General features: G+C 68.1%; 23 protein-coding genes. 18 read left to right on the forward strand and 5 right to left on the reverse strand.

What is annotated here, in order from left to right:
• Nucleotides 1-111: 111 nt before the first annotated feature.
• Genes ACPEES_RS17435 through ACPEES_RS17445 form a run of 3 tightly spaced genes read right to left on the reverse strand, consistent with a single transcriptional unit; the run spans nt 112 to nt 2471 of the window.
• Nucleotides 112-1470 (reverse strand): PhoH family protein, encoded by a 1359-nt coding sequence (locus ACPEES_RS17435; RefSeq protein WP_435104855.1) that lies wholly within the window; start codon nt 1468-1470, stop codon nt 112-114.
• A complete protein-coding gene (locus ACPEES_RS17440; RefSeq protein ID WP_435104856.1) occupies nt 1424-1900 on the reverse strand; it encodes a peroxiredoxin in 477 nt (158 codons plus the stop codon). The genes ACPEES_RS17435 and ACPEES_RS17440 overlap by 47 nt, the downstream gene beginning before the upstream one ends.
• A 37-nt stretch (nt 1901-1937) precedes the next feature.
• A complete protein-coding gene (locus ACPEES_RS17445; RefSeq protein WP_435104857.1) occupies nt 1938-2471 on the reverse strand; it encodes a glycine cleavage system protein R in 534 nt (177 codons plus the stop codon).
• 130 nt (nt 2472-2601) lie between these two features.
• Between ACPEES_RS17445 and dapA the strand changes: the two genes are divergently transcribed.
• The 5 genes from dapA to ACPEES_RS17470 all read left to right on the forward strand — a co-directional run bounded on the left by dapA (nt 2602) and on the right by ACPEES_RS17470 (nt 10324).
• Entirely contained in the window at nt 2602-3477 is an 876-nt protein-coding gene (gene dapA / locus ACPEES_RS17450; RefSeq protein ID WP_435104858.1) for a 4-hydroxy-tetrahydrodipicolinate synthase, read from the forward strand.
• A 4-nt stretch (nt 3478-3481) separates the two neighbouring features.
• On the forward strand, nt 3482-4537 hold the full coding sequence (gene bamC / locus ACPEES_RS17455; RefSeq protein ID WP_435104859.1) for an outer membrane protein assembly factor BamC: 1056 nt from the start codon (nt 3482-3484) through the stop codon (nt 4535-4537).
• Between the two features lie 121 nt (nt 4538-4658).
• Nucleotides 4659-8567 (forward strand): phosphoribosylformylglycinamidine synthase, encoded by a 3909-nt coding sequence (gene purL, locus ACPEES_RS17460; protein ID WP_435104895.1) that lies wholly within the window; start codon nt 4659-4661, stop codon nt 8565-8567.
• A gap of 108 nt (nt 8568-8675) precedes the next feature.
• Nucleotides 8676-9659 carry a protein-methionine-sulfoxide reductase catalytic subunit MsrP gene (gene msrP / locus ACPEES_RS17465; protein WP_435104860.1) on the forward strand — a complete coding sequence of 328 codons (984 nt, stop codon included), beginning with the start codon at nt 8676-8678 and terminating at the stop codon, nt 9657-9659.
• Complete coding sequence (locus ACPEES_RS17470; RefSeq protein WP_435104861.1) at nt 9659-10324, forward strand: sulfite oxidase heme-binding subunit YedZ; 666 nt, start codon at nt 9659-9661, stop codon at nt 10322-10324. The genes msrP and ACPEES_RS17470 overlap by 1 nt, the downstream gene beginning before the upstream one ends.
• Before the next feature lie 195 nt (nt 10325-10519).
• Here the strand turns inward: ACPEES_RS17470 and ACPEES_RS17475 are convergent, their stop codons facing one another.
• Nucleotides 10520-11389 carry an ATP-binding protein gene (locus ACPEES_RS17475; RefSeq protein WP_435104862.1) on the reverse strand — a complete coding sequence of 290 codons (870 nt, stop codon included), beginning with the start codon at nt 11387-11389 and terminating at the stop codon, nt 10520-10522.
• A gap of 362 nt (nt 11390-11751) precedes the next feature.
• On the opposite strand from ACPEES_RS17475, the gene ACPEES_RS17480 reads away from it, so the two are divergent.
• The 12 genes from ACPEES_RS17480 to ACPEES_RS17535 all read left to right on the forward strand — a co-directional run bounded on the left by ACPEES_RS17480 (nt 11752) and on the right by ACPEES_RS17535 (nt 22263).
• On the forward strand, nt 11752-12312 hold the full coding sequence (locus tag ACPEES_RS17480) for a gamma-glutamylcyclotransferase family protein (protein WP_435104863.1): 561 nt from the start codon (nt 11752-11754) through the stop codon (nt 12310-12312).
• Nucleotides 12309-12620 (forward strand): DUF2007 domain-containing protein, encoded by a 312-nt coding sequence (locus tag ACPEES_RS17485; protein WP_435104864.1) that lies wholly within the window; start codon nt 12309-12311, stop codon nt 12618-12620. The genes ACPEES_RS17480 and ACPEES_RS17485 overlap by 4 nt, the downstream gene beginning before the upstream one ends.
• 78 nt (nt 12621-12698) lie before the next feature.
• The gene (locus tag ACPEES_RS17490) at nt 12699-14597 is read left to right on the forward strand and encodes an ATP-binding cassette domain-containing protein (protein WP_435104865.1); all 1899 of its coding nucleotides are present in this window, start codon (nt 12699-12701) and stop codon (nt 14595-14597) included.
• A 162-nt stretch (nt 14598-14759) separates the two neighbouring features.
• On the forward strand, nt 14760-15530 hold the full coding sequence (locus tag ACPEES_RS17495) for a pseudouridine synthase (protein ID WP_435104866.1): 771 nt from the start codon (nt 14760-14762) through the stop codon (nt 15528-15530).
• A gap of 323 nt (nt 15531-15853) precedes the next feature.
• Nucleotides 15854-16774 carry a CHAD domain-containing protein gene (locus tag ACPEES_RS17500; RefSeq protein ID WP_435104867.1) on the forward strand — a complete coding sequence of 307 codons (921 nt, stop codon included), beginning with the start codon at nt 15854-15856 and terminating at the stop codon, nt 16772-16774.
• Nucleotides 16775-16843: 69 nt separating this feature from the next.
• Nucleotides 16844-18790 carry an aconitate hydratase gene (locus ACPEES_RS17505; RefSeq protein ID WP_435104868.1) on the forward strand — a complete coding sequence of 649 codons (1947 nt, stop codon included), beginning with the start codon at nt 16844-16846 and terminating at the stop codon, nt 18788-18790.
• A 13-nt stretch (nt 18791-18803) separates the two neighbouring features.
• Nucleotides 18804-19256, forward strand: coding sequence for a DUF302 domain-containing protein (locus ACPEES_RS17510; protein WP_435104869.1), 453 nt, complete (start codon nt 18804-18806; stop codon nt 19254-19256).
• Nucleotides 19253-20023: a ParA family protein gene (locus ACPEES_RS17515; protein WP_435104870.1), complete on the forward strand. Its 771-nt coding sequence runs from the start codon at nt 19253-19255 to the stop codon at nt 20021-20023. Before ACPEES_RS17510 ends, ACPEES_RS17515 begins: the two co-directional genes overlap by 4 nt.
• Nucleotides 20024-20052: 29 nt before the next feature.
• A complete protein-coding gene (can, locus tag ACPEES_RS17520) occupies nt 20053-20694 on the forward strand; it encodes a carbonate dehydratase (RefSeq protein ID WP_435104871.1) in 642 nt (213 codons plus the stop codon).
• A gap of 49 nt (nt 20695-20743) precedes the next feature.
• Nucleotides 20744-21208 carry a Cys-tRNA(Pro) deacylase gene (ybaK, locus tag ACPEES_RS17525; RefSeq protein ID WP_435104872.1) on the forward strand — a complete coding sequence of 155 codons (465 nt, stop codon included), beginning with the start codon at nt 20744-20746 and terminating at the stop codon, nt 21206-21208.
• 13 nt (nt 21209-21221) lie between these two features.
• Nucleotides 21222-21761, forward strand: coding sequence for a Slp family lipoprotein (locus ACPEES_RS17530; protein WP_435104873.1), 540 nt, complete (start codon nt 21222-21224; stop codon nt 21759-21761).
• A gap of 4 nt (nt 21762-21765) precedes the next feature.
• Nucleotides 21766-22263, forward strand: a complete 498-nt coding sequence (locus ACPEES_RS17535; protein ID WP_435104874.1) for a Slp family lipoprotein — start codon at nt 21766-21768, stop codon at nt 22261-22263.
• A gap of 17 nt (nt 22264-22280) precedes the next feature.
• On the opposite strand, the gene ACPEES_RS17540 is transcribed toward ACPEES_RS17535, so the two are convergent.
• Nucleotides 22281-22880, reverse strand: a complete 600-nt coding sequence (locus ACPEES_RS17540; RefSeq protein ID WP_435104875.1) for a LysE family translocator — start codon at nt 22878-22880, stop codon at nt 22281-22283.
• A gap of 125 nt (nt 22881-23005) precedes the next feature.
• On the opposite strand from ACPEES_RS17540, the gene ACPEES_RS17545 reads away from it, so the two are divergent.
• Complete coding sequence (locus ACPEES_RS17545; protein ID WP_435104876.1) at nt 23006-24406, forward strand: PLP-dependent aminotransferase family protein; 1401 nt, start codon at nt 23006-23008, stop codon at nt 24404-24406.
• Nucleotides 24407-24432 lie beyond the last annotated feature (26 nt).

The following is a 24432-nucleotide window of genomic DNA, read 5'->3' on the forward strand; positions in this document are numbered from 1 at the left end:
GTGTGATAACGGCCTCAATGCCCCACGCGCCTTCCATTATCCCCCTGTTAGCCGCGCGACAGCGCGCCGCCGCATGGCGGGGCGGAGACTTTCAACTTGCAACTCACTTCCTCACAGCGCCTCGCTGGCGTAATCCGCAAGCCGTGAACGCTCGCCGCGCTGCAGGGTCACGTGCCCGGCGTGGGCCCAGGGGCGGAAGCGGTCGGCGACGTAGGTGAGCCCGGAGGTGGTGCCGGTGAGGTAGGGGGTGTCTATCTGGGCGATGTTGCCCAGGCAGACCACCTTGGTGCCGGGGCCGGCGCGGGTGATGAGTGTCTTCATCTGCTTGGCGGTGAGGTTCTGGGCCTCGTCCAGGATCAGGAAGCGGTCCAGGAACGTGCGGCCGCGCATGAAGTTGAGCGAGCGGATGCGGATGCGGCTCTGGAGCACGTCCCGCGTTGCCGCCTGACCCCATCCGCCGGCTTCCGCCGGGGAGGCGAGCACTTCCAGATTATCCATTAGCGCCCCCATCCAGGGCGTCATCTTCTCTTCCTCGGTGCCGGGGAGGTGGCCGATGTCCTCGCCGATGGACACGGTCGCCCGGGTCATCACGATCTCGCGGTAGCGGGCGTCGTCGAAGGTCTGAACCAGGCCGGCGGCGAGGGCGAGGAGTGTCTTGCCGGTGCCGGCGGGGCCGAGGAGGCTGACGAAGTCCACCTCCGGGTCGAGTAGCAGGTTGAGGGCGAAGTTCTGCTCGCGGTTGCGTGCGTGAATGCCCCAGACTGCGTCGCCACCCGGGCGGAAGTCGCGCGCGGGCACGATATCCGCGCGGCCGAGCTCGTCCACGGCAGTGACGATGGCCTCGCGGTCGCCGTGGCAGACACACTCCCGCGGGGCGAGGGCCGGCTCGCCGTCGGGCGCGGTCATGGCCCGGCCCGCTTCCGGCCACTGCGGTAGCTCGCGGATGCCGCGGTAGAGCAGGTCCACGTCATCGAGGACCTGGTCGCTGTGGTAGTCCTCGGCGCGCAGGCCGGCGACGGTGGCCTGGATGCGCAGGTTGATGTCCTTGGTGACCAGAACGACGGTGCGGTCGTCGAGGTGCTCGCGCAGGTGGAGTGCGCCGGCGAGGATCGCCTTGTCGCCGCGGCCGTCACCGTCGCGGAGGAAGAACAGGCGGCCGCTCGGGGCTTCGGCAACCGCCACCGGCGCCAGTGGCAGACCCGCAGTGAGCTCTCCCGGACCCGCACGGGTGAGCAGGGCGTCGAGGAAACGGCTGACCTGGCGGACGTTGCGCGCCTCTTCCGATAGGCCCTGCTTGGCGGCGTCGAGCTCGCGGACCACGGCTACGGGCAGGTAGAGGTCGTGCTCCTGGAACCGGAACAACGCCGTCGGATCGTGCATCAACACCGACGTGTCGAGTACGTACGCGCGGGGCCGGGCGCTGTCAGTCACCGCTTTGCGCCCTGACCGCCTCGAGGGCTTCCTGGGCATGGCCTTTTACCTTGACCTTGCGCCACTCCCGGCGGAGTACGCCGTCGGCATCGATGAGGAACGTGCTGCGCTCCACCCCCATCACCCGGCGGCCGTACATGTTCTTCTCCTTGATGACGCCGAAGAGGTTGCAGACTTCCTCTTCCTTGTCGGAGAGCAGCGGAAAGGGGAAGTCGTACTTCTCCTTGAAGTTCTGCTGGGCACGCACGCCGTCCCGGGAGATGCCGATGACCGCGGTGCCGGCGTCGGAGAACTCGCCGTGGAGGTCGCGGAAGTCCTTGCCTTCCTGGGTGCATCCCGGTGTGTTGGCCTTGGGGTAGAAGAACAGCAGCACCTGCCGGCCGCGGTAATCGGCGAGGCGGAACGTTTCGCCGTCGGTGGCCGGGAGCTCGAAATCCGGTACTGGCTGGTCGATGGCGACCTGTGACATCGGGCTTCCTCCGTTGAATGCGGGTTGCACGCCGCGCTCACGCCTTGGCCGGCTCGATGACGGCGTCCAGGTTGAGCTCGTCGCAGAAATCCAGGAAATCCTCCCGCAGCCGCGCGATCTGCATGCGCGCGGGCACGTCCACGGTCATGTGCACCGAGAACATGGGCGTGCCGGTGTATGCCGCGGAATAGGTGGTGGTGGCGAGATCACGGATGGCGATCTCGCGCAGGCCGAAGAAGTTGGAAAGCTGGTGGACGACCCCGGGCTGGTCGAGACAGACCACCTCCACCGTGTACGGCAGCAGCTCCCCCTCCCGGCGGCTGCGCTCCGTGCGCCGGGTCTCCACCGTCAGCCCCAGGCGACGCTGCAGGCCGGGCAGGGTGGTCTCCAGCTTGGCGAGCTGGTTCCAGCGCCCGGCGACCAGCGCGATGGCGGCGAACTCACCGCCCAGCACGGTCATGCGACTCTCCTCGATGTTGCAGCCGGCCTCGGAGATCAACCGGGTCAGCTCGTCCACGAGCCCGGGGCGGTCTTCGCCGAGCGCGGATATAACGAGAAGATTATTGTGCATGGCCGCTCGTTTCGACTGGCGCTGAAAACCGCGAGTGTATCACGCGCCGTGGCGCCGCTGGCTCGCTTGTCACACCCCGGCACCGCAGCTACTATGCGGCTTTTCCTTGGCCCGGTGGGGAGGTCCTGCGATGTTCCACGGCAGCATGGTCGCGCTGGTCACGCCGATGCACGATGACGGCGCGGTGGACGAGGCCGCCCTGGAGCGGCTGGTGGAGTTCCATGTCGACAATGGAACCGATGCCATCGTTGCCGTGGGGACCACCGGCGAATCCGCGACGCTGGACTACGACGAGCACTGCTATGTGATGCGCCGCGTGGTGGAGATGGTGCGCGGGCGCACGGCGGTCATCGGCGGCACCGGGGCCAATTCCACGTGGGAGGCGATCAAGCTCACGCGGTGCGCGATGGAAGGCGGCTGCGACGCGGCACTGCTGGTCACCCCCTATTACAACAAGCCCACGCAGGAAGGGCTCTATCAGCATTTCAAGGCGGTTTCGGAAGCGGTGCCGATCCCGCAGATCCTCTACAACGTGCCCGGACGCACGGCCTGTGACATCCTGCCCGAGACCGTCGAACGGCTTGCGGGGATCTCCAACATCGTCGGCATCAAGGAGGCCTCCGGCAGCGTCGCCCGCGCCGAGGACATCCTGGAGCGCTGCGGCGATCGCCTGGACGTCTTCTGCGGCGAGGATGCCAAGAATCTTGCCCTGATGCTCGCCGGGGCGAAGGGCTGCATTTCCGTGACCGCGAACGTGGCGCCGTCGCAGATGCACCAGATGTGCACCGCTGCGCTCAGCGGCGATCGCGAAGAGGCCGAACGCATCGATGCGCGCCTCGCAGCGTTGCACAAGGCGTTGTTCGTGGAGACGAACCCCATTCCCGTGAAGTGGGCCGTGCACAAGATGGGGTTCTGCGGCGAGGGAATACGTCTGCCGCTGACGCGGCTTTCCGATCAGCACCATGAAACGGTGCTCCAGGCCATGAAACTTGCGGGTTGTCTCTGATTCGATGCGCTTTTCTCTTGCGTTGACCGTCACCGTGACCGCTGCGGCTCTGCTCGGCGGCTGTAGCTGGTTTACCGGCGAACCGAGCCCGGAGGAGGTGCGTGTCGAGCGGCTGAAGCTGCCACCGGACCTGGTGCGCGATAGCGGTGGTGGCGGCATGGCCATCCCCGGGGTAGCCAGCGCCCGCGAGAGTGCCGGGGGGCAAGGCGGTGGTGAGGCGGTGCTGCCGCAGCCCGATGATGTCCGGGTCTCGCGTGTCGGTGACGACCGCTGGCTGACCGTGAGCGAGTCGCCCGGCCAGGTATGGCGCTGGGTGGAGGATTTCATGGCCCGCCGCGGTCTGACCGTGGCCCGGAAGCGGCCGTCGCTGGGTGTCGCCGAGACCGAGTGGCTGTATACCGAGCATCCGGTGACGGGTGGACCGTTCGCGCCTGCGTTGCCGGGGCCGGAGGGCGCCGACGTCGCTGACCGTTACCTCGTTCGCGTGGAGCCCGGCCGTGACGAGCGAACTGCAGAGGTGTTCGTCGCGCATCGCCGCGCGGTGCGCGATGGCGGCGGCTGGCGTCCCGCGGCAAGCGATCCCTACCTCGAATCCGAGTTCCTCCGGAGCATGCTCGTGTTCCTGGGCTACGAGCGCACCGCGAGCCGCGCGGCGGTGGCACAGGCGAGTGGCAGCGAGCCGGCGGCGCGGCTGGAACGTAGCGACGGCGAGCCCGCGCTGGTGGTGGGGAATGCGTTTTTCGACGCCTGGCGCCGGATCGGCCTGGCACTCGACCGCGCCGGTTTCACCGTCGAGGACCGCAATCGTAGCGAGGGCGTCTACTTCGTGCGCTATGACCCGCAGGCGGACCAGGCGCCCGAGGACGAGGGCGGTCTGCTTTCGTCGCTGGCATTCTGGCGTGACGATTCGCCCTCGGACACCGTCCGCACCTATCGCATCGCGCTGGACGGCGGCGATGGCGTGACGCGCGTGCGTGTGCGCCCGGCCGAGGGCGAGAGTGCTCCGGAGCCTGCAGTAGCGCAGCAGATACTGGGGCTCCTCGCCGAACAACTGCGCTGAGGCGGGTCCAGCGCTCCGCCGCGCCGGCGGGGCGGGTGCCCGTGTCCGCGCGCTCGCCGCGGGCGCCTTGCGCTCCGTGGCGATGACCCTTCCGACCTGCTGACCACCAATGGCCCGAATCATGCTGCGTTTGATCGGTAACCCCGCCTGCTCCCGTTTTCGTCTCGACCGCCTGCTCGCGACGATTCGCGACACCGTGCCCGACGTGTCCGCGATCTCGGCGCGTTTCATCCATTTCGTCGATACCGAGACGACACTGGGTGATGCGCAGCGCGAGATACTGGAGGCGCTACTCGCTTACGGTGAGCCCGACGACACCGAAACCGGCGTCAATGGCGAGACCCTGGTCGTGGTGCCGCGCATCGGCACGATTTCGCCGTGGGCGAGCAAGGCCACCGATATCGCGCACAATTGCGGACTGACGGCCGTGCGCCGTATCGAGCGGGGCGTGATCTGGCAGGTGACGACGGACGATGGCCGCGAGCTCGACGGCCACGAGCGTCGTGCCGTGGCCGCAAAGCTTCACGACCGCATGACCGAATCGGTGCTCGGTGACGTCGAGGAGGCGGTGGCGCTGTTCGCCGCGCGCGAGCCGGCGCCTGTGGGCGTGGTGGATGTCATCGGCGGCGGCCGGGAGGCGCTGGAGCGCGCCGATGCCGAGCTCGGTCTGGCGCTTGCCGTCGACGAGATCGATTACCTGGAAGAGAACTACCGGAGCCTCGGGCGCAACCCGACGGACATGGAGCTCATGATGTTCGCTCAGGCGAACTCGGAGCACTGCCGTCACAAGATTTTCAACGCGGACTGGATCATCGATGGGCAGCGCCAGGAGCACTCCCTGTTCCGGATGATCCGTCACACCCACGAGTGCCGCCCGGCGGGCGTACTGTCGGCTTACAGCGACAACGCCGCCGTGGCCGAAGGCTACGCCGCGCGGCGTTTCTTCGCGGATGGTGATACCGGCGTCTACGCCGCTTGCCCCGAGCCGAGCCACCTGGTGATGAAGGTGGAAACGCACAATCACCCCACCGCGATTGCCCCGGCCGCGGGAGCGGCCACCGGCGTGGGTGGCGAGATCCGCGACGAAGGCGCCACCGGTCGAGGCGCTCATCCGAAGGCGGGGCTTGCCGGGTTTTCGGTCTCCAATCTGCACCTTCCGGGGGCCGCTCGCCCGTGGGAGGTGGATCACGGCCGTCCGGCGCGTATCGCCTCGGCACTCGAGATCATGCTCGACGGTCCCATCGGCGCGGCTTCCTACGCCAATGAGTTCGGTCGGCCACAGCTCGCGGGGTATTTCCGCAGCTTCGAGCTGGACGTGCCGGGGCCCGACGGCGAGGAAACCCGCGGTTTCCACAAGCCGATCATGATCGCCGGCGGCATGGGCAACGTGCGCGACGAGCACGTCGCCAAGGGGCGTGCGCCGGCAGGCGCGCCGGTGGTGGTGCTGGGCGGACCGGCGATGCTCATCGGTCTCGGTGGCGGAGCGGCGTCCTCCATGGCGAGCGGCGAGAGTGACGCCGAGCTGGATTTCGCCTCGGTGCAGCGCAGCAACCCGGAGATGGAGCGTCGCTGCCAGGAGGTGATCGATGCCTGCTGGCGCATGGGCCGGGACAACCCCATCGTCTCCATTCACGACGTGGGGGCGGGCGGATTGTCCAACGCGCTGCCCGAGTTGCTGGACGACTCCGGCCGTGGCGGGTGCATCGAGCTGCGCACGGTGCCCAACGACGAACCGGGCATGTCCCCCATGGAGCTGTGGTGCAACGAGGCCCAGGAGCGATACGTGCTCGCCATCGATCCGGCGCGGATCGATAGCTTCCGGAGGCTGTGCGAGCGTGAGCGCGCGCCTTTCGCCGTGGTGGGGGAGGCCACCGAGGACCAGCAGCTGGTGGTCAGCGACGGTCACTTCGACAATACACCGGTGGATCTGCCCATGGAGCTGCTCCTGGGCAAGCCGCCGAAGATGTTGCGCGATGTCCGCCACCGCCCGTTCCACAAGCCCGAGCTCGACCTCGATGGCGTGACCGTCGCGGCGGCCGCGCGACGCATTCTGCAGCTGCCCACGGTGGCGGCCAAGCATTTCCTCATCACCATCGGCGACCGCAGCGTCTCCGGGCTGGTCGCACGCGACCAGATGGTCGGCCCGTGGCAGGTGCCGGTGGCGGATGTCGCTGTGACGCTCGCCGACTACGACGGCTATACCGGCGAGGCCATGGCCATGGGGGAGCGTTCGCCGGTGGCCGTGCTCGACGCGCCGGCATCGGGAAGGCTCGCCGTGGGCGAGGCGCTGACCAATCTCGCCGCCGCACCGGTGGGCGCCCTGGAACGGGTGAACCTCTCGGCGAACTGGATGGCCGCCACCGGCCACCCCGGCGAGGATGCCCGGCTCTACGATACCGTCCGCGCCGTCGGCCGCGAGCTCTGTCCGGCGCTCGGCATCGCCATCCCCGTGGGCAAGGACTCGCTTTCCATGCGCACGGTCTGGGAGGAGGACGGCGAGGAACGCGCGGTGACCGCGCCGCTTTCGCTGGTGATCTCCGCATTCGCGCCGGTGGCGGACGTGCGAGGCACGCTCACGCCGGAGCTCCAGCGTGAGCATGACGAGACCGAGCTGCTGCTCGTCGACCTCGGCAAGGGCCACAATCGTCTCGGCGGTTCGGCGCTGGCGCAGGTCTACGGCCAGGTCGGCCACGATTGCCCGGATCTGGACGATCCGCGCGCGTTCGCGGCGTTCTTCGCGACCATCCAGCGCCTCGCCGGCGAAGGGGTGTTGCTCGCATACCATGACCGCTCTGACGGCGGTCTATTCGCCACGCTCTCGGAAATGGCGTTCGCCGGGCGTACCGGCATCGAGGTCAATGTCGCCGGGCTTGGGGATGCCCTCGCGGCACTCTACAGCGAGGAGCTCGGCGCCGTCGTTCAGGTCCGCGGAGAGGATGTCGCCGGTGTGGAGGCCGCCTTCCGCGAGGCCGGGCTCGCCCGCCACGTCCACCGTCTCGGCGGCCTGCGCGGCGACCAGCGTGTGGTGGTGCGCGACGGCGAGACCGTGCTTATCGACGAATCCCGCGCCGATCTCCAGCGCACCTGGCAGGAGACGTCCTGGCGTATTCAGCGCCTGCGGGACAACCCGGCCTGCGCCGACGAGGAATACGACGCCGTCGACGACGACGCCGACCCCGGCCTGCACGCGAGCCTGTCGTTCGACCCCGCGGACGACGTCGCCGCTCCGTACATCGGCGCCGGCGCCGGCGCCCGCCCGCGCGTTGCGGTGCTGCGCGAGCAGGGCGTCAACAGCCATGTCGAGATGGCGGCAGCGTTCGATCGCGCCGGCTTCGAGGCGGTGGACGTGCACATGAGCGACGTGATCGCCGGTCGCCAGAGTCTGGCGGCGTTCCGCGGGCTCGCGGTCTGTGGCGGTTTCTCCTACGGCGACGTGCTCGGCGCCGGCGGCGGTTGGGCCAAGTCCGTGCTCTACAATACCCGTGCCCGTGACGATTTCGCCGCTTTCTTCGACCGCCCGGACACGTTCACGCTGGGTGTGTGCAACGGCTGTCAGATGCTTGCGACCCTACGCGAGCTGATTCCGGGCAGCGAGCTGTGGCCGCGGTTCGTGCGCAATCGCTCCGAGCAGTACGAGGCGCGGTTGGCGCTGGTGGAGGTGCTGGAGTCGCCGTCACTGTTCCTCGCCGGCATGACCGGCTCGCGGCTGCCCATCGCCGTTGCACACGGTGAGGGTCGTGCCGTCTACGATGGGGCGTCCGGACCGCGCAAGGTGCTCACAGCCGGGTTGGCCGGTCTGCGCTACGTGGACAATCATGGTGCCGCCACCGAGCGCTATCCGTTCAACCCCAACGGTTCGGCGCTCGGGCTCACCGGCTTTACCACCCGCGACGGGCGCGTGACCATCATGATGCCCCACCCCGAGCGCGTCTTCCGCAGTGTCCAGCATTCCTGGCGGCCAAGTGTCTGGGGTGAGGACGGCCCGTGGATGCGCCTGTTCCGCAACGCGCGGCTTGCCTGCGAAACGTGAATCCGCGCGACGCCGACGCCCGGGTGTAGGGGATATCCCGTATCGCCTTCCGGTCGGTGCTGCTGGCTATACTGCAGGCTCTGATCGAACGTCATGGCGGGAGGCCGCATGTGGATCCGACAAACCCGGGGCTGGTCGCTGCCTGAGTCGCAGGTAACCGATGAGCGCATCTATCGCGGACGACGGCGCTTTCTGCAGGGCGGCGCGGCGCTTGCACTGGGCACCACGCTGGCGCCCCGGGCCGTGTTCGGCAAGCCCATGGCCAGGCTCGACCCCCTGGGGGAACTCGCCGAGAGCCGTTTCAGCACCGACGAGGACCTCAACAGCTACGAGCAGATCACTTCCTACAACAACTTCTACGAATTCGGTACCGGTAAGGAGGATCCCGCGGCCCGCGCACCGGCACTGTTGCAGACCGAGCCGTGGAGCGTGGAGATCTCCGGGGAAGTGGAGAAGCCCGGCAAGGTCGGATTCGAGGATCTGCTCGGCGCACATACCCTCGAGGAGCGCATTTACCGCCTGCGCTGCGTGGAGGCGTGGTCCATGGTGGTGCCCTGGGCCGGTATTCCACTCGCCGAGGTGATCAAGCGCTTTCAGCCCACCTCGCGGGCGAAGTACGTGCGCTTCGAAACGCTCCACGATCCCGAGCAGATGCCGGCGCAGCGCGACGACGGTGGTGGATTCTCCTGGCTCGCGAGCCTGGAGTGGCCGTACGTCGAGGGGCTGCGCATGGACGAGGCCATGAACCCGCTGGCGCTGCTCGCGGTGGGACTCTACGGCAAGGAAATGCCCGCCCAGAACGGTGCGCCGATACGGCTCGTGGTGCCGTGGAAGTACGGTTTCAAAAGCATCAAGTCGATCGTGCGCATTCACTTCCAGGAGGAACAGCCCGTCAACACCTGGAACAAGATCGCGCCCAACGAGTACGGCTTCTACGCCAACGTGAATCCGAAGGTGGATCATCCCCGCTGGAGTCAGGCGCGGGAGCGGCGCATCGGCGACTTCTTCAAGCGGGACACGCTGATGTTCAACGGCTACGGCGAGCAGATTGCCCATCTCTATAAGGGCATGGACCTGAAGAAGCACTTCTGATGGCGATATTGCCCGCGACACTCACGCCAAGGCGGCTCACCGCGGTGAAGGTCGGTGTCTTCACACTGTGCCTGGTGCCGGTGGTGTGGGTGGTGTACGCGCTGTTCACCGGAGGCCTCGGCGCCAATCCGGTGGAGGCGATGATCCGCCATCTCGGCGACTGGGGGCTGCGGCTGTTGCTGGTGACGCTCGCAATCACCCCGTTGCGGCTCGCCACCGGCGGCGCCTGGCTCATCCGTCTGCGCCGCATGCTCGGGCTTTTCGCATTCTTCTACGTGGCCCTGCACTTCAGTGCCTACGTGGTTTTCGAGCAGAGCGGCAGCATCGTGCGCATCGCCGAGGATATCGCCAAGCGGCCCTACATCCTGGTGGGTGCGATGGCGCTCGTGGCGTTGATCCCGCTCGCGGTGACCTCCACCCAGGCGTGGATGCGACGCCTGGGCAAGCGCTGGAAGCAGCTCCACCGCCTGGTTTATCCGGCGGCGGTGCTTGCCGTGTTCCACTTCTTCATGCTGATCAAGGCCGACGCCTGGACCGAACCGCTGCTCTACGCCGGTATCCTCACCGCGCTCCTCGCCTACCGCGCGCAGCACACCGCTCGGGGACGATGGCGGCGGCCGGCCAGGTCCGCGCAGAAGCCCGGCTGGCGAAGTGCGAGTACGTAGCGCCTACTGTCCGCGCTCTGCCGAATCGCGGTTACCGTCGGAGGAACAGGCCGTTGGCGGGCATTGTGGCGGGAGACGCTGTGAATCCTTCCCTGGACGCTCGAGTGCGGCCGTCCATGGCCGCATACGCTCCCGCCGCGATGCCCGCCAACGGCCTCGGCGTCCGTAATGGGCGTCTCCGCGGCGACCGTAAGCCTAACCTTCAAGTCTCTGCCTGCCTGCCCAGTCGCGGGCGAACTGCCACGCGACACGGCCGCTGCGGGAGCCGCGGGCCAGCGCGTACCGCAGGGCGGCGGCGCGGACAGTCTCCCCGTCACTGACATCGGCGCCGAGCTCGGCGAGCCAGGCGAAGCAGATGTCGAGATAGCGTTGCTGGTCGAACGGATAGAACGACAGCCACAGTCCGAAACGCTCCGACAGGGAGATTTTCTCCTCCACCGCCTCGCCGTGGTGAATCTCGCCGCCGACATTGCGCGCCTCCTCGTTCTCGGAGAAGTATTCCGGCAGCAGGTGCCGGCGGTTGGACGTCGCATAGATGAGCAGGTTCTCCGGCGCGGCGGCCAGCGAGCCGTCGAGCACGGCCTTGAGCGCTTTGTAGCTCGGGTCGTCCGCCTCGAAGGAGAGGTCGTCGCAGAAGATCACGAACCGCTCCGGCCGGTCGTGCACCAGGGCGACGATGTCCGGCAGGTCAATGAGGTCGTGGGCCTCCACCTCGATCACGCGCAGCCCCGCCTCGCCGTACTCGGTGAGCAATGCCTTCACCAGCGAGGATTTGCCGGTGCCCCGGGAGCCCCACAGCAGCGCGTTGTTCGCGGGCAGGCCGGCGACGAACTGCCGGGTGTTGCGCTCCAGCTCGTCGCGCTGGCGGTCGATGTTGCGAAGCTGCGCGAGCCGAAACCGCTGGGGATGGGCGATGGGCTCCAGCCAGCCGGAACCGCCACGCCGGCGCCAGCGAAAGGCGCGGGAAGCCTGCCAGTCGGGCTCGTGCCGCTGCGGCGGCAGCACGGTGTCGAGGCGCTCCAGCAGGCGTTCCATCTGGATGGCGAGGCGGTCGATGGGCTCCATGGTGTCTCCCTGTCTGGCTCGAACGTTGGCTGGCCGGCGGCCATGACGAATCTTCTCAGAGGAATTGTCATGCGTCAGCCGGTCCGTGCGCCGATGGGGCAAGGCGCGAGGCGCGCCGTGTAGCCGGGCGAGACAAGCGGCGAGCAACGCAGGACCTTCGGCGCACGGACCGGCCCGAAGGCAGCGCCGCAGCGGCCCGGTGGCGGCATTGCGCTCGCTTGACGTGAGCCCCGCCACGCCGGCGCGAACGCGCCTTGCCCCCGAACTGCCATGGCGCTCTGACACATGACAATACCTCTGCGACGATTAGTATCTGCCAAAATTGAGGTATCACGCACGTAACGCGACGGCGAGGAACGAGCATGAGCGAGCGCGGGACCCGGCTTTACTTCGCGTATGGTTCCAACCTGCATCCGCTGCGCCTGGGGTTGCGCACCCCGGCCTGCGAGCCGCTGGGCACCGCACGTCTCGACGGCTACCGGCTGTGTTTTCACAAGCGCAGCGACGGGGACAGTTCCGCCAAGGCCGATGCCTGGCGATCCGGCGCCGCCGATGATGTGCTCCACGGTGTGGTCTATCGCATGCACGACGACGAGATCCCCGTCCTCGACGGGATAGAAGGTCTGGGCGCGGGCGGATACGAGCTTCGCACCGAGAACGTCCGCCTCGCTGGCGAGCCGGTATGCGTGTTCCTCTACGCGGCGCGGGACTCGCATATCGACACTGCCTTGCGGCCCTATACCTGGTATCGGGATCTCGTCTGGCGGGGGGCGAGCTGGCAAGGCTTTCCCTCCACGTATGTGGACGCCATTCGCACCGTCCCGGCCGTGGTGGATGCCGACGTCCACCGCCACGCGGACAACGAACGGCTGCTCAACGTCATGCCGCACTGGCAACCGCAGCACGGATACCGTCTGCCATGAAGCGTGTTTACACCGACAGCGATCCCATGATCGTGGGGCACCTGGAGCAGGTGCTCACCAGCCGCGGAATCGTCTGCATCGTGCGCAACCGCCACTTGATGGGCGGCGCCGGCGAGCTGCCGCCCACCGAGGTATGGCCGCAGCTCTGGGTCGAGGACGACGAGGATGCCCCCGTCGCCCGGCGGCTCATCGACGAGGTGCTGGCCAACCAGGAGCAGGCGGGACCGGACTGGACCTGTCCGGATTGCGGCGAGCGGATCGAGGGACAGTTCGCCGAGTGCTGGAACTGCGGCCACGCCGCGCCCTGATGTCCCGATCCGGGGTGTTCGTAGCCGCATGGCGGTGGGCTTTGAACTGATCCGCCAGCGCGGGTAAATTGCCCGCCCATGATCAGCCTGCGCGATATAACCCTGCGCCGCGGCGGCGACCCGCTGCTCGAGCATGCCAGCGTCACTATTCACCCCGGCCACAAGATCGGGCTGGTAGGGGCCAACGGCAGCGGCAAGTCCACGCTGTTCGCGCTGTTGCGCGGTGAGCTGGGCGTGGACGCCGGCGAGGTGCATCAGCCGGGCGACTGGGAGGTCGCCCACATGGCGCAGGAAACCCCCGCCATCGAGCGCCCGGCGCTGGAGTTCGTGCTCGACGGGGATCGCGCATTCCGGGCTGCCGAGCGCGCCGTGGCCGACGCGGACGCCTCGGGGGACGGCGAGGCCATCGCCCACGCTCACCTGGCCTACGAGAATGCCGGTGGCTATACCGCCCACGCCCGCGCCGGCGAGCTGCTCGACGGTCTCGGTTTCCCCGCCGAGCAGCACGCCTGGTCGGTGGCGGCGTTCTCCGGCGGCTGGCGGGTGCGGCTCAACCTGGCGCAGGCGCTGATGTGCCGCAGCGATCTGTTGCTGCTCGACGAGCCCACCAACCATCTGGACCTGGAGGCGGTGCTGTGGCTGGAGCAGTGGCTGCGTGCGTATCCGGGAACGCTGCTGCTGATTTCCCACGACCGCGATTTCATCGACGCCGTCGCTGACGAGACGCTGCATATCGAGCATCGCGCCCTGACGCTTTATCGCGGCGGGTACAGTGCTTTCGAGCGCCAGCGTGCCGAACGCCTCGCCCAGCAGCAGGCGCAGTACGAGAAGCAGCAGCGCGAGATCGCCCACCTGCAGAAGTTCATCGACCGCTTCCGTGCCAAGGCCACCAAGGCCCGCGCCGCCCAGAGCCGTGTCAAGGCGCTGGAGCGCATGGAGCGGGTGGCGCCCGCGCACGTGGACTCGCCGTTCAGCTTCGAGTTTCCCACGCCACCGGAGGCGGCCAACCCGCTGCTCAGCCTGGAAGGCGTTGCCCTGGGCTACAGCGCGACCCCCATCCTGCAGGGCGTGAGCATGAGCCTGCGTCCCGGTGCGCGCATCGGGTTGCTCGGCCCCAACGGTGCCGGCAAGTCCACGCTCGTGCGCGCCCTCGCCGGCGAGCTGGCCCCGGCGGCAGGCACGCTCACGGCGGGCCGGAACCTCAGTGTCGGCTACTTCGCCCAGCACCAGCTCGAGCAGCTCGACCCGGCGGCGAGCCCGTTGCTGCATCTGCGACGGCTCGCCCCGGAGGCTCTCGAGCAGAAGCTGCGGGACTTCCTCGGCGGATTCGGCTTCCAGGGGGATCAGGCCACCGAGGCAGTGGCGCCGCTCTCCGGCGGGGAGAAGGCACGGCTGGTGCTCGCGCTGCTGGTCTGGCGTTCGCCCAACCTGCTGCTCCTCGACGAGCCCACCAACCACCTGGACCTGGAGATGCGCCACGCGCTGACTGTCGCGCTGCAGGGTTACGAGGGTGCGGTAGTGACCGTTTCCCACGATCGCCACCTGCTCAACAGCACGGTGGATGAGTATTGGCTCGTCGCGGACGGCGCTGTTTCGCGCTTCCACGGCGACCTGGAGGCCTATCGCGAATGGCTGGCGGAGCGCCGCCGAAGTGGCCGCCGGCTTGCCGAGGAAACCGCCTCCGGCGGTCGCAGCGCCGCCGAGCGCAAAGCCGATCGCCAGCGCGCCGCCGCCGAGCGCCGTCGGACCAAGCCCCTGCGTGACCGCGTCGAGCACCTGGTGCGGGAGATCGAGCGCGTCTCCGCCGCACTTGCCGAGGTGGAAACCGCCCTGGCCGATCCCGCCGTGTACGAGGATGCGCAGAAGCAGCGTCTCAATGACCTCCTGCGCGAGCAGGGCGCGCTGCGCGGCCGTCACGACGACCTCGAGGCCGAGTGGATGGCGGCGGAGGAGGAGTTGGCTCAGGCGGAAGCCTGAGGAGTGGAAAGTGAAAAGTGGCAAGAGCAAAGGTCCGTCGGGGAGCACCGAAGGCCGTGCAGCATCATTGAGGTCTGCCAAGGGGGTGAATTCGGCGTGTCGCTTCTCGGACGCGGTGGCGTTTGCGGGTTTCCGCAACTTGTGACTTTTGTCTTTTGACTTGTGACTCTTAGCTCTCTGCCCATCCTCTACCACGACGACGCGCTGATTGCCGTGCACAAGCCGGCGGGCTTGCTCGTGCATCGCACCGAGCTCGATCGCGAGCGGGACGTGGCGTTGCAGCGGGTGCGCGATCAGATCGGGCGGCGGGTGTATCCGGTGCATCGGCTCGACCGTGCCACCTCCGGTGTACTCGTCTTCGCCCTGCGCCCGGAGGTCGCGAGTGCGCTGGCGGCTGATTTTCGGGGGCGGACGCTGGCGAAGCACTACCTCGCGGTGGTGCGGGGGTGGACGCCGGAGAGCGGGGTCATCGAGCGACCGCTGGCCAAGCACAAGGGTGGCGAGAAGCGTGCCGCCCGCAGCCGCTATGTGCGCCTGGCCACCGTGGAGCTGCCCATTCCCGTGGACAAGTGGCCGGCGGCGCGTTATTCATTGGTGCTCATCGCCCTGGACACCGGTCGCCGGCACCAGATCCGCCGCCATATGGACGGCATCAGCCACCCCCTGATCGGCGATACCACCCATGGTAGCGGTCCCCACAACCGGCTCTTCCGGGAGCACCTGGATTGCCACCGCATGCTGCTGCACGCTTGGCGGTTCGGTCTGCGTCACCCGGTTTCCGGCGAGGCCATGACCATTGCTGCGCCGCCGCCGGCGGACTTTCACCGGGTTTGCGAGCGTTTGGGCTGGGACCGCCACTCAGTCGACCTGGACGGTGCCCTGACCCGGCTGCCGGGTGGTTCCACGCAGGGAAGATCCGCCAACGACGGATGATGACGCCGCAGCGGACTAGCGGGGAGTCCGCGACGCAGCGGATTTTCCAACGCCGTGCGGAAGGCGGTGGGGCCCGGGTGGCCGGGAGACGCTGTGAATACCTCCCTGTACGCTTGGATGCGGCCATCCATGGCCGCATACACTCCCGGCCACCCGGGCCCCACCGCCTCTGGCTGGCACGGGAGGGGGCGGCCGCGCCGGTATGCGGGGGGTGTGCCCCAGTTGGGGCGCGGATGGTCCGATTTCCCCCTACCGCTGGCAGTTGCCGCACACGCCGCGGACCGTGCAGGCTGCGCCAATATCAACAACGCGCGAGCTACCGCATGGCTTACCGAATCCGCCCCCAGCACCGCGCCGACGACGAGATCCGCCGCATCGTGATCGAGCGTGTCGACGAGGCCGACGCGGCCTTGTCCGCCCCCCGGGAGCGGCTGGCGGAAGGCGTGCACGAGGCGCGCAAGCGTTTCAAGGAGATACGGGCGGTGCTGCGCCTCGTGCGCAAGCCGTTGGGCGGAGCTTTTGCCGGGGAGAACACGCGCTACCGCGATCTCGCTCGTCGGCTGGCCGAGTTCCGCGAGGCGACGGCGATGGTCGAAGCCTGGGACGCTCTGGCAGCGGCACAGCCGCGGCGCTTCGGCTCGCCGGCCATGGCCCGGGTGCGCGCGCGCCTGGCCGAACGCGCCGATGCCGCGGCGGAAGGTGGTGGTGCCGGCGATGACGTGCCCGCGGTGCGCGAGGCGCTGGCGGAGGCCCGTACCGCCGTGAGCCGCTGGCCCCTCAAGGGCCGGGGCTTCGGACTGTTGCGCCCGGGGTTGCACCGCAGCTACCGCGACGGTGGCCGGCGGCTGGCAGACGTGAGCGACGCCCTTACCGCCGATCGTTTGCACGAGTGGCGCAAGCGCGTGAAGGATCAGTGGTACCACACGTGTTTGTTCGAGCGCTGCTGGCGCAGCATGCTGGGGGCTCGGCGCAAGGCCCTCAAGCAGCTCTCGGACACCCTCGGCGACGAACACGATCTGGCCGCGATGCAGGAATTGCTCGCCCGCGAGCCGGCGCTGTTCGGTGCGGCGCCCACACGCGCGGCGGTTGCCGATGCACTGGGCGAGCGCCGTGGCGGGCTTCAGCACGACGCCCTGTTGCTTGGCCGACGTCTTTATGCCGAGTCGCCGGAGGCGCTGGTGGTGCGGTGGCGGGCCTACTGGCGTATCGCCCGGGCGGAATGGCGGCGTCCGGTTGTATTCTGAAGGGACCAGCCCAATGCCCCAGAAGTGTGTCGGTTCGATTGCAGGCGGGCACGCGAGGAGGGCCGTGATATGGCGCGCAATGTCGCCCAGAAGCTGATCGCCGACCACCTCGTCTCCGGCGAGATGACACCCGGCTGCGAGATCGGTCTGCGCATCGACCAGACCCTGACCCAGGACGCCACCGGGACGCTGGTGATGCTCGAGTTCGAGGCGATGGGGCTGGAGCGGGTGCGCACCGAGCTCTCCGCGCAGTACGTCGATCACAACCTCATCCAGGAGGATTTCAAGAATCCGGACGATCACGTCTTCCTCGCCAGTGCGGCGAAGAAGTACGGCGTGTGGTTCAGCCCGCCCGGCAACGGCGTGAGCCATCCGGTGCACATGGAGCGTTTCGGTGCTCCCGGTAAAAGCCTGCTCGGCTCCGACAGCCATACCTGTGCGGCCGGCGCTCTGGGCATGCTTGCCATCGGTGCCGGCGGCCTCGAGGTGGCGATGGCCATGGCGGGTGAGCCCTTTTACACGCGAATGCCCGAGGTGATGGGCGTGGAGCTCACCGGCGAGCTCCCGGACTGGGTGAGCGCCAAGGACGTCATCCTGGAGATGCTGCGCCGACACGGTGTCTCCGGCGGCGTCGGGCGAATCATCGAATACCACGGCCCGGGCGTCGCCGGTCTCACGGCCATGGACCGTCACGTGATCGCCAACATGGGTGCAGAGCTCGGCGCGACGGCGACGGTTTTCCCGGCGGACGAGCAGACCCGGGCGTTCCTGCACCAGCAAGGCCGGGAGGAGGCCTGGCGCGCGCTTGCCGCCGATCCCGGCGCCCACTACGACATCACCGACCGGATCGATCTCTCGGCAATGGAGCCGCTGATCGCACTGCCCAGCAGCCCGGAGAACGTCGTGCCCGTGCGTGAGGTCGCCGGCCGGCCCATTTACCAGGCCTACATCGGCTCCTCGGCCAACCCGGGTCTGCGGGATTTCGCCATTGCCGGAAACATCGTCGCTGGCCGACGGATCGCCGACGGTGTGTCCTTCGACGTGAACCCGACCTCCCGGCAGATTCTCGCGAACATGATCGGCCTGGGCGTGCTCGGCAACCTGATCACCGCCGGCGCGCGACTTCACCAGGCCGGCTGTAACGGCTGCATCGGCATGGGGCAGGCGCCGGCCACCGGGCGAATCAGCCTGCGCACCGTGCCGCGCAACTTTCCCGGCCGCTCCGGTACCCGCGAGGATCAGGTCTACCTCTGCAGCCCCGAGGTCGCCGCCGCCTCCGCGCTCACGGGCGTCATCACCGATCCGCGCACACTGGATATGCCATACCCACGCTTCCGCGAGCCTTCATCCGTGGAGGTGGACGTGGATATCCTCTGCCCACCCGCCGACGATGGCCGCGATCTACGCCTGGAGAAGGGGCCCAACATCAAGGCGCTGCCCCGGACCGAGCCATTGCCGGAACGCGTGCGGGCGCCGGTACTGCTGAAAACCGGCGACGACGTTTCCACCGACGAGATCATGCCGGCCGGCGCGAAGGTTCTGCCTTACCGCAGCAATATTCCGGAAATCAGCAAGTTCGCGTTTTCGCGCATCGACGAAAGCTATTACGATCGCGCCATGGCCCAGGGTGACACGGGCTCGCTCGTGGTCGGGGGCGAGAACTACGGTCAGGGCTCGAGCCGCGAGCACGCCGCGCTCGCCCCCGCTTACCTCGGTGTGCGCGCGGTGATCGCCAAATCCTTCGCACGCATTCACTGGCAGAATCTCGTCAATTTCGGGGTGCTGCCGCTGACCTTCGACGATCCCGGCGACTACGAGCGCATACAGCATGACGACGAGCTCGAGCTGGACGCTCTGCGTACGGCGCTGGCACGTGGCGACAGTGTGCTCGCCGCCGTGAACCATAGCCGCGACCAGCGCTATACCTTTCGCCATGCCCTGTCGTCGCGGCAGGTGGACGTACTCCTCGCCGGCGGCCTGATACCATGGGTTCGCGACAAGAAGAACGTCGAGTAAGGAGGCAGCCATCATGCGTCGCATCCCGGCCCTCGCCGTCGCCCTGTGTCTCGCCGTGGTGTCGACGGTCCATGCCGCCGAGGGCATGCGCACGATCGCGAGCGAACACGATGTGGCCACCACCGCCGACCGCCTGGTGAATGCCCTGAAAGACAAGGGCATGACGGTTTTCGCCCGCATCGATCACGCGGCCGGTGCCAAGCGCGCCGGTTTGACGCTCGCCCCTACCGAGTTGGTGATCTTCGGCAACCCCAAGGTGGGGACGCGTCTGATGCAGTGCGCGCGCAGCACGGCCATCGACCTGCCCATGAAAATGCTCGTGTGGAAGAACGACTCCGGCGTGCACATTGGCTACAACACGCCGGAGTATCTTGCCGAGCGCCACGGCATCGAGGGGTGCGATCAGGTGCTCGAGAAGGTCGGCAACGCGCTCGACGCCTTCGCTCGTGCCGGCGCGGGCGAATGAACGTCCTCGCGTTGCACAACGTCAAGGGCGGCGTCGGCAAAACCGCTGCCGCCGTCAATCTCGCCTGGCACGCCGGCCAGGCCGGGCTGCCCACCCTGCTGTGGGATCTGGATGCCCAGGGCGCGGCGAGCTTCTACCTGGGCGCCGACAACGGGCTGGCGCGCAAGCCCAGCAAGTTGCTCGCGGGCAAGTCGCCGCTGGGCAGGGAAGTCCGCGCCACGCCATACGCCAACGTGGACGTGTTGCCCGCGGATGGGGCATGGCGCGAGCTCGACCGGATGTTGCGCAAGACATCCGAATCGCGCAAGCACCTCCAGGGGCTGCTCGAACCATTCAGCGAGCAGTACGCCGTGACGATCCTCGATTGTCCGCCGACGCTCTCGGAGCTTGCCGAGCAGGTGGCACGAGCCGCCGATACGGTGCTGGTGCCGGTGGTTCCCAGCCCCCTGTCATTGCGGGCGTGGTCGCAGATGCAGGCGCACTGGGACGACAAGCGCGGCATACGCCGCCGCCTCCGGCCGTTTTTCAGCCTCGTCGACCGCCGCCGGCGGCTGCATCGGGAGTGGCTGGCGTCGCCGCCGGAGCCCTTCGCCAAGCGTCTTGCGAGCTGGGTGCCGTACGCCAGCGTGGTCGAGCGCATGGGCCTCGAAGAGGCGCCGGTGGGCGTGTATGCCCCGCGCAGCCCGGCTGCGCGTGCCTATGACGCACTGTTGAGCGAGCTGGCCGGGACGCTCGGCTTCGAGCGGGCGATACCGCGGAGCGTGTAGAATGCGCCCCGGCAACACGGAGGCATCTCATGAGCGGGTTAGAGCATCTCATCGAGAACAACCGGCGTTGGTCCGAGCGTATCTCCCGGGACCGGCCGTCCTTCTTTCCCACGCTGGCGGAGCAGCAGAACCCGGACTACCTGTGGATCGGCTGCTCGGACAGCCGCGTTCCGGCGAACGAGATCGTGGATCTGCTTCCCGGGGAGCTCTTCGTCCACCGCAACATCGCCAACGTGGTCGTCCACAGCGACATGAATGCCATGTCGGTGCTGCAGTTCGCCGTCGAGGTGCTGCAGGTGCGCCACGTGATCGTCACCGGGCACTACGGCTGCGGTGGTGTCCGTGCCGCCATGGGCCACCGTCAGCTAGGGCTCATCGACAACTGGCTGCGCCACATCAAGGATGTCTACCGCGTGCACGCGGACGACCTGGACGGCATCGACGACGAGCACCGTCGTGCCGACCGGCTGTGTGAGCTCAATGTGGTCGAGCAGGTACGCAATGTCTGCCACACGACCATCGTGCAGAATGCCTGGGCCCGGGGGCAGCCCTTGGCCGTTCACGGCTGGGTCTATGGTCTCTCCGACGGTCGCGTGAAGGATCTGGACGTCAGTGTGGATGGGCGGCGCAATATCGATCGCCTCTACCATATGAACGCGACGGGCGAGTGAACGCTGCCGTGCCGGCGCACTCTAAACGGTATGATCGGGAGACGCTGGCATGACGCCCGCGGTGCGTGCTGCCGAAGCCGCCGGGGTGCGGTTTCACCTGCACCGCTACGAGCACGATCCGCGGGCGCACAGTTACGGGCTCGAGGCCGCGCAGCGCCTGGGGCAGGATCCGGCGAGGGTGTTCAAGACCCTCGTCGCCGGGCTCCCGCCGGCCCGGTTCGTCGTGGCCGTCGTGCCGGTGGCGCGCGAGCTCGACCTCAAGGCCCTGGCGGCGGCGTGCGGCGCGAAGAAGGCGGCGTTGGCGGCGGCTGACGAGGCCGAGCGCGTAACCGGTTACGTTACCGGCGGTATCAGCCCGCTGGGGCAGAAGCGCGCTCTGACAACGGTGATCGATGTGAGCGCCGACGCGTTCGAGACGGTGTTCGTGAGTGCCGGCCGGCGCGGGCTAGAGATCGAGTTGGCACCGGCCGACCTGGCCGATGTTACCGGCGGCTGCTACGCGGCCATCGCGTAGTGGAGGTGGGACCATGCGAATCATCCTGGCTATCTGTGCGGGGGCCCTGCTCGCCGGTTGCGCGACCGTGCCCGAAGCGCTCCGGGACGCTCCCGCCGACTCCCCGGGCGTGGCCGACGCGCGGGCCGATCCTGCGGCGCACCAGGGCGAGCGGGTACGCTGGGGCGGCACGATCGCGGAGGTGATGAACGAGGCCGACCGTACCCTGGTGGCCGTTGTGGCGCGTCCCCTGGACAGCCGCGCTCGTCCCCGTGACGATAGCCGCAGCGACGGCCGTTTCCTGGCCAGTATCGATTCGTTCCTGGACCCGGCCGTCTACACGACCGGCCGCGAGATCACGGTGGTGGGGACCCTGGTACGCACCCGGACCCGCGCCATCGGCGACTACGCCTACGATTACCCGGTCGTCGACGCCAGTGGCCACGTGCTCTGGCAGGCGCGACAGCGTCGTGATCCGGCGCGGTACGGGCCGTACTACGATCCCTGGTGGGGTTACCCGAGCCCCTGGCATTTCCGGCATTACCCGTATCACTACCCCTACTACTACTGGTGAGCCGATGCGTACCTGGATTGCCGCGTTGATGCTGATGCCGGTACTCGCCGGCTGTGCCGCCGGTGGGCCGCTCGCGGAGGAGACAGCCAGTCGCGAGCCCTCGCCGGCGGCGGTCGCCGAGAGTGGCGCCGTGCCCGAAGGCCGCGAGATGCTCTGGGGCGGGCGCATCGTCCGCGTGAGTAACGAGGCGGAGGCCACGCGTCTCGAAGTGCTGGCGTATCCGCTGGAGCGCGACCAGCGCCCCGATGTGTACGACAGGCCGGCGCAGGGGCGGTTCGTCGTGGTGCATCCCGGCTTTCTCGATCCCGTGGACTATGCGCCCGGCCGCGTCGTGACCGTGCGTGGCCCGGTGACCGACATCGTCCGTGGCCGCGTCGGTGACGCGGAGTACGCATGGCCACAGGTGCAGGCGAAGGATCTCCATCGCTGGCCGCGCGACCCGGATCCGTATCGCAACCCGCCACGCTTCGAAGTGCGTGCGGGTATTCTCTTCTCGAACTAGTGTCCCGGCATACTGGCCTACAGCACCACCAGTGCGACGCATGCGGCGGTCATGGCCCCCATCACGTAGTTGAAGCGCCGGCGGATGGTTGGCTCGTGGAGAAAACGGCCGATCACCGTGCCGAAGCACGCCCACAGGCTCACGGAAGGCAGGTTGACCGCCATGGCCACGACGACGACGGTGGCCGCGGACAGTGCGTAACGCTCTCCCGGCTCGGTGAACAGGCCCACCGCGGAAATGCCCATTATCCAGACTTTCGGGTTCGCGAACTGAAAACCGAAGGCTTCGACGAACCGGATCGGCGCGTGGACCTTGGCACCCGTGGCGGCGTTGTCCGCCGTGGCGATGCGCCATGCGAGGTAGAGCAAGTAGACGCTACCGGCGATTTGCAGTGCCACGTGCATGGCCGGGTAGCGCGTCAACAGGCTGCCGAGGCCCATAGCCACCAACGTGATCAGGGCGCCCAGACCGGTACTGACGCCGAGTAGGTGTGGGACGGTGCGGCGCAGGCCGAAGTTCGCCCCGGCGGCCGTGAGCATGACGTTGTTCGGGCCCGGGGTTGCCGAGAGTGCAAAGACGAACAGCGCGATCGCGAGATATTGATCGGGGGAAAGCACGGCGGGCGCTCCTCATTCTCCGGCGATGCAGAATTGTTACGGTTACAAATCTCTATTTGTGCTAGTAAAATAGCGTTTGTCCTCATGTTACTCAGCATTTTGTCTCTGTAAACTAGAGATTTGTCATGGATACAAATTGGTGTCCCGATCTGACCCGATACGCCGGCCCCCGTTACCGGGCTCTGGCGGAAGCGATCGCAGAGGCCGTGGAGACCGAGGCACTCGTGCCCGGTGACCGGCTGCCCACGCACCGGGCGCTGGCGGACGCCCTGGGCGTGACCGTGGGGACCGTCACCCGGGGATATGCCGAAGCGGAACGGCGTGGGCTGGTGCATGGTCAGGTGGGCAGCGGCACTTACGTGCGGCCCACCGATGGGAACGGGGTCGAGGATTTCGCCCTCAAGCCGGAGGGCGCGGGGGACGGGCATGTGGACTTCGGGCTCGCCTTCCCGGTGCCCGGGCGGCGCGGTCCCACCCTCGCCGACGCGCTTCGCGGCATTGCCGACGATCCCCGTGCACTTCAGGCCTGCCTTTCCTATCAGCCGGAGGCGGGGCTGCCCCGGCACCGCGAGGTCCTGGCTGACTGGCTCCGGGGCTGGGGGGTGGAGCTGGCGGCAGAGGAAACCCTGCTGACGCTGGGTGGGCTCCACGGGGTGTATCTGACGCTGTCCGCTCTCGCACGGGCGGGGGAGACCGTCGCCTCGGCGGGGCTCGTCTATCCCGGGCTCATCGCCGCCGCTCGCGGGCTTGGTTTGCGACACGTGCCGGTGGAGCTCGATGAGCACGGCATCGTCCCCGAGGCGCTCGAGTCCGCGTGCCGGCAGCACGGCGTGCGGCTGGTCTACGTGACGCCGGATCAGAACAACCCGACGACAGTGTGCCTGCCCCGCTCGCGCCGGCATGCGCTGCTCGAGATCGCGCAGCGATACGGCATCACCGTGATCGAAGATGCGGTACATCTGGTCCAGCGTGATGAACGTCCACCGGCTTTGATGGATCTCGCGCCGGAAAACGTGGTCTACGTGACCAGCGTGTCGAAGATTCTCGCTGGCGGATTGCGCGTCGGTGTCGTACGCGCACCCCGTCGTCTCATCGGCCCGCTGTCGCAGGCGTTGCGGGGCCAATGCTGGATGACGCCGCCGCTCAACGCCGAGGTCGCCTGCCGGTGGATCGCCAGTGGTGCGGCCGATGAGCTGGCGCGCTGGCAACGCGAGGAAATCGGTGCGCGCCAGGCCCTGGTCGCGGAGCGGCTGGAGGGACTGGATTTCCGTGCCCGGCCTTATGGGTTCAATGTGTGGCTGACCCTGCCGGAGCCGTGGCGGGCCGCTGAGTTCGTCCATGCCTGCGCGGCGGCCGGGGTCGTGGTCAAGGGCGGGGAGCCGTTCGCCGTCGGGCGCTACCCTGTGCCGCAGGCGGTGCGCCTCGCGATCACAGCGCCGCCTCAGCGTGGCGATGTGCGCCGGGGGCTCGACCTGATCCGGGGTGTGCTCGCTCGCGGGCCGGCAGGCGCCAGCGCGACCCTCTGAGGCACGGGGCGCTACAGTTGACAGGG

The sequence above is a fragment of the Arhodomonas sp. AD133 genome, from assembly GCF_051195215.1.
GTDB lineage: Bacteria > Pseudomonadota > Gammaproteobacteria > Nitrococcales > Nitrococcaceae > Arhodomonas.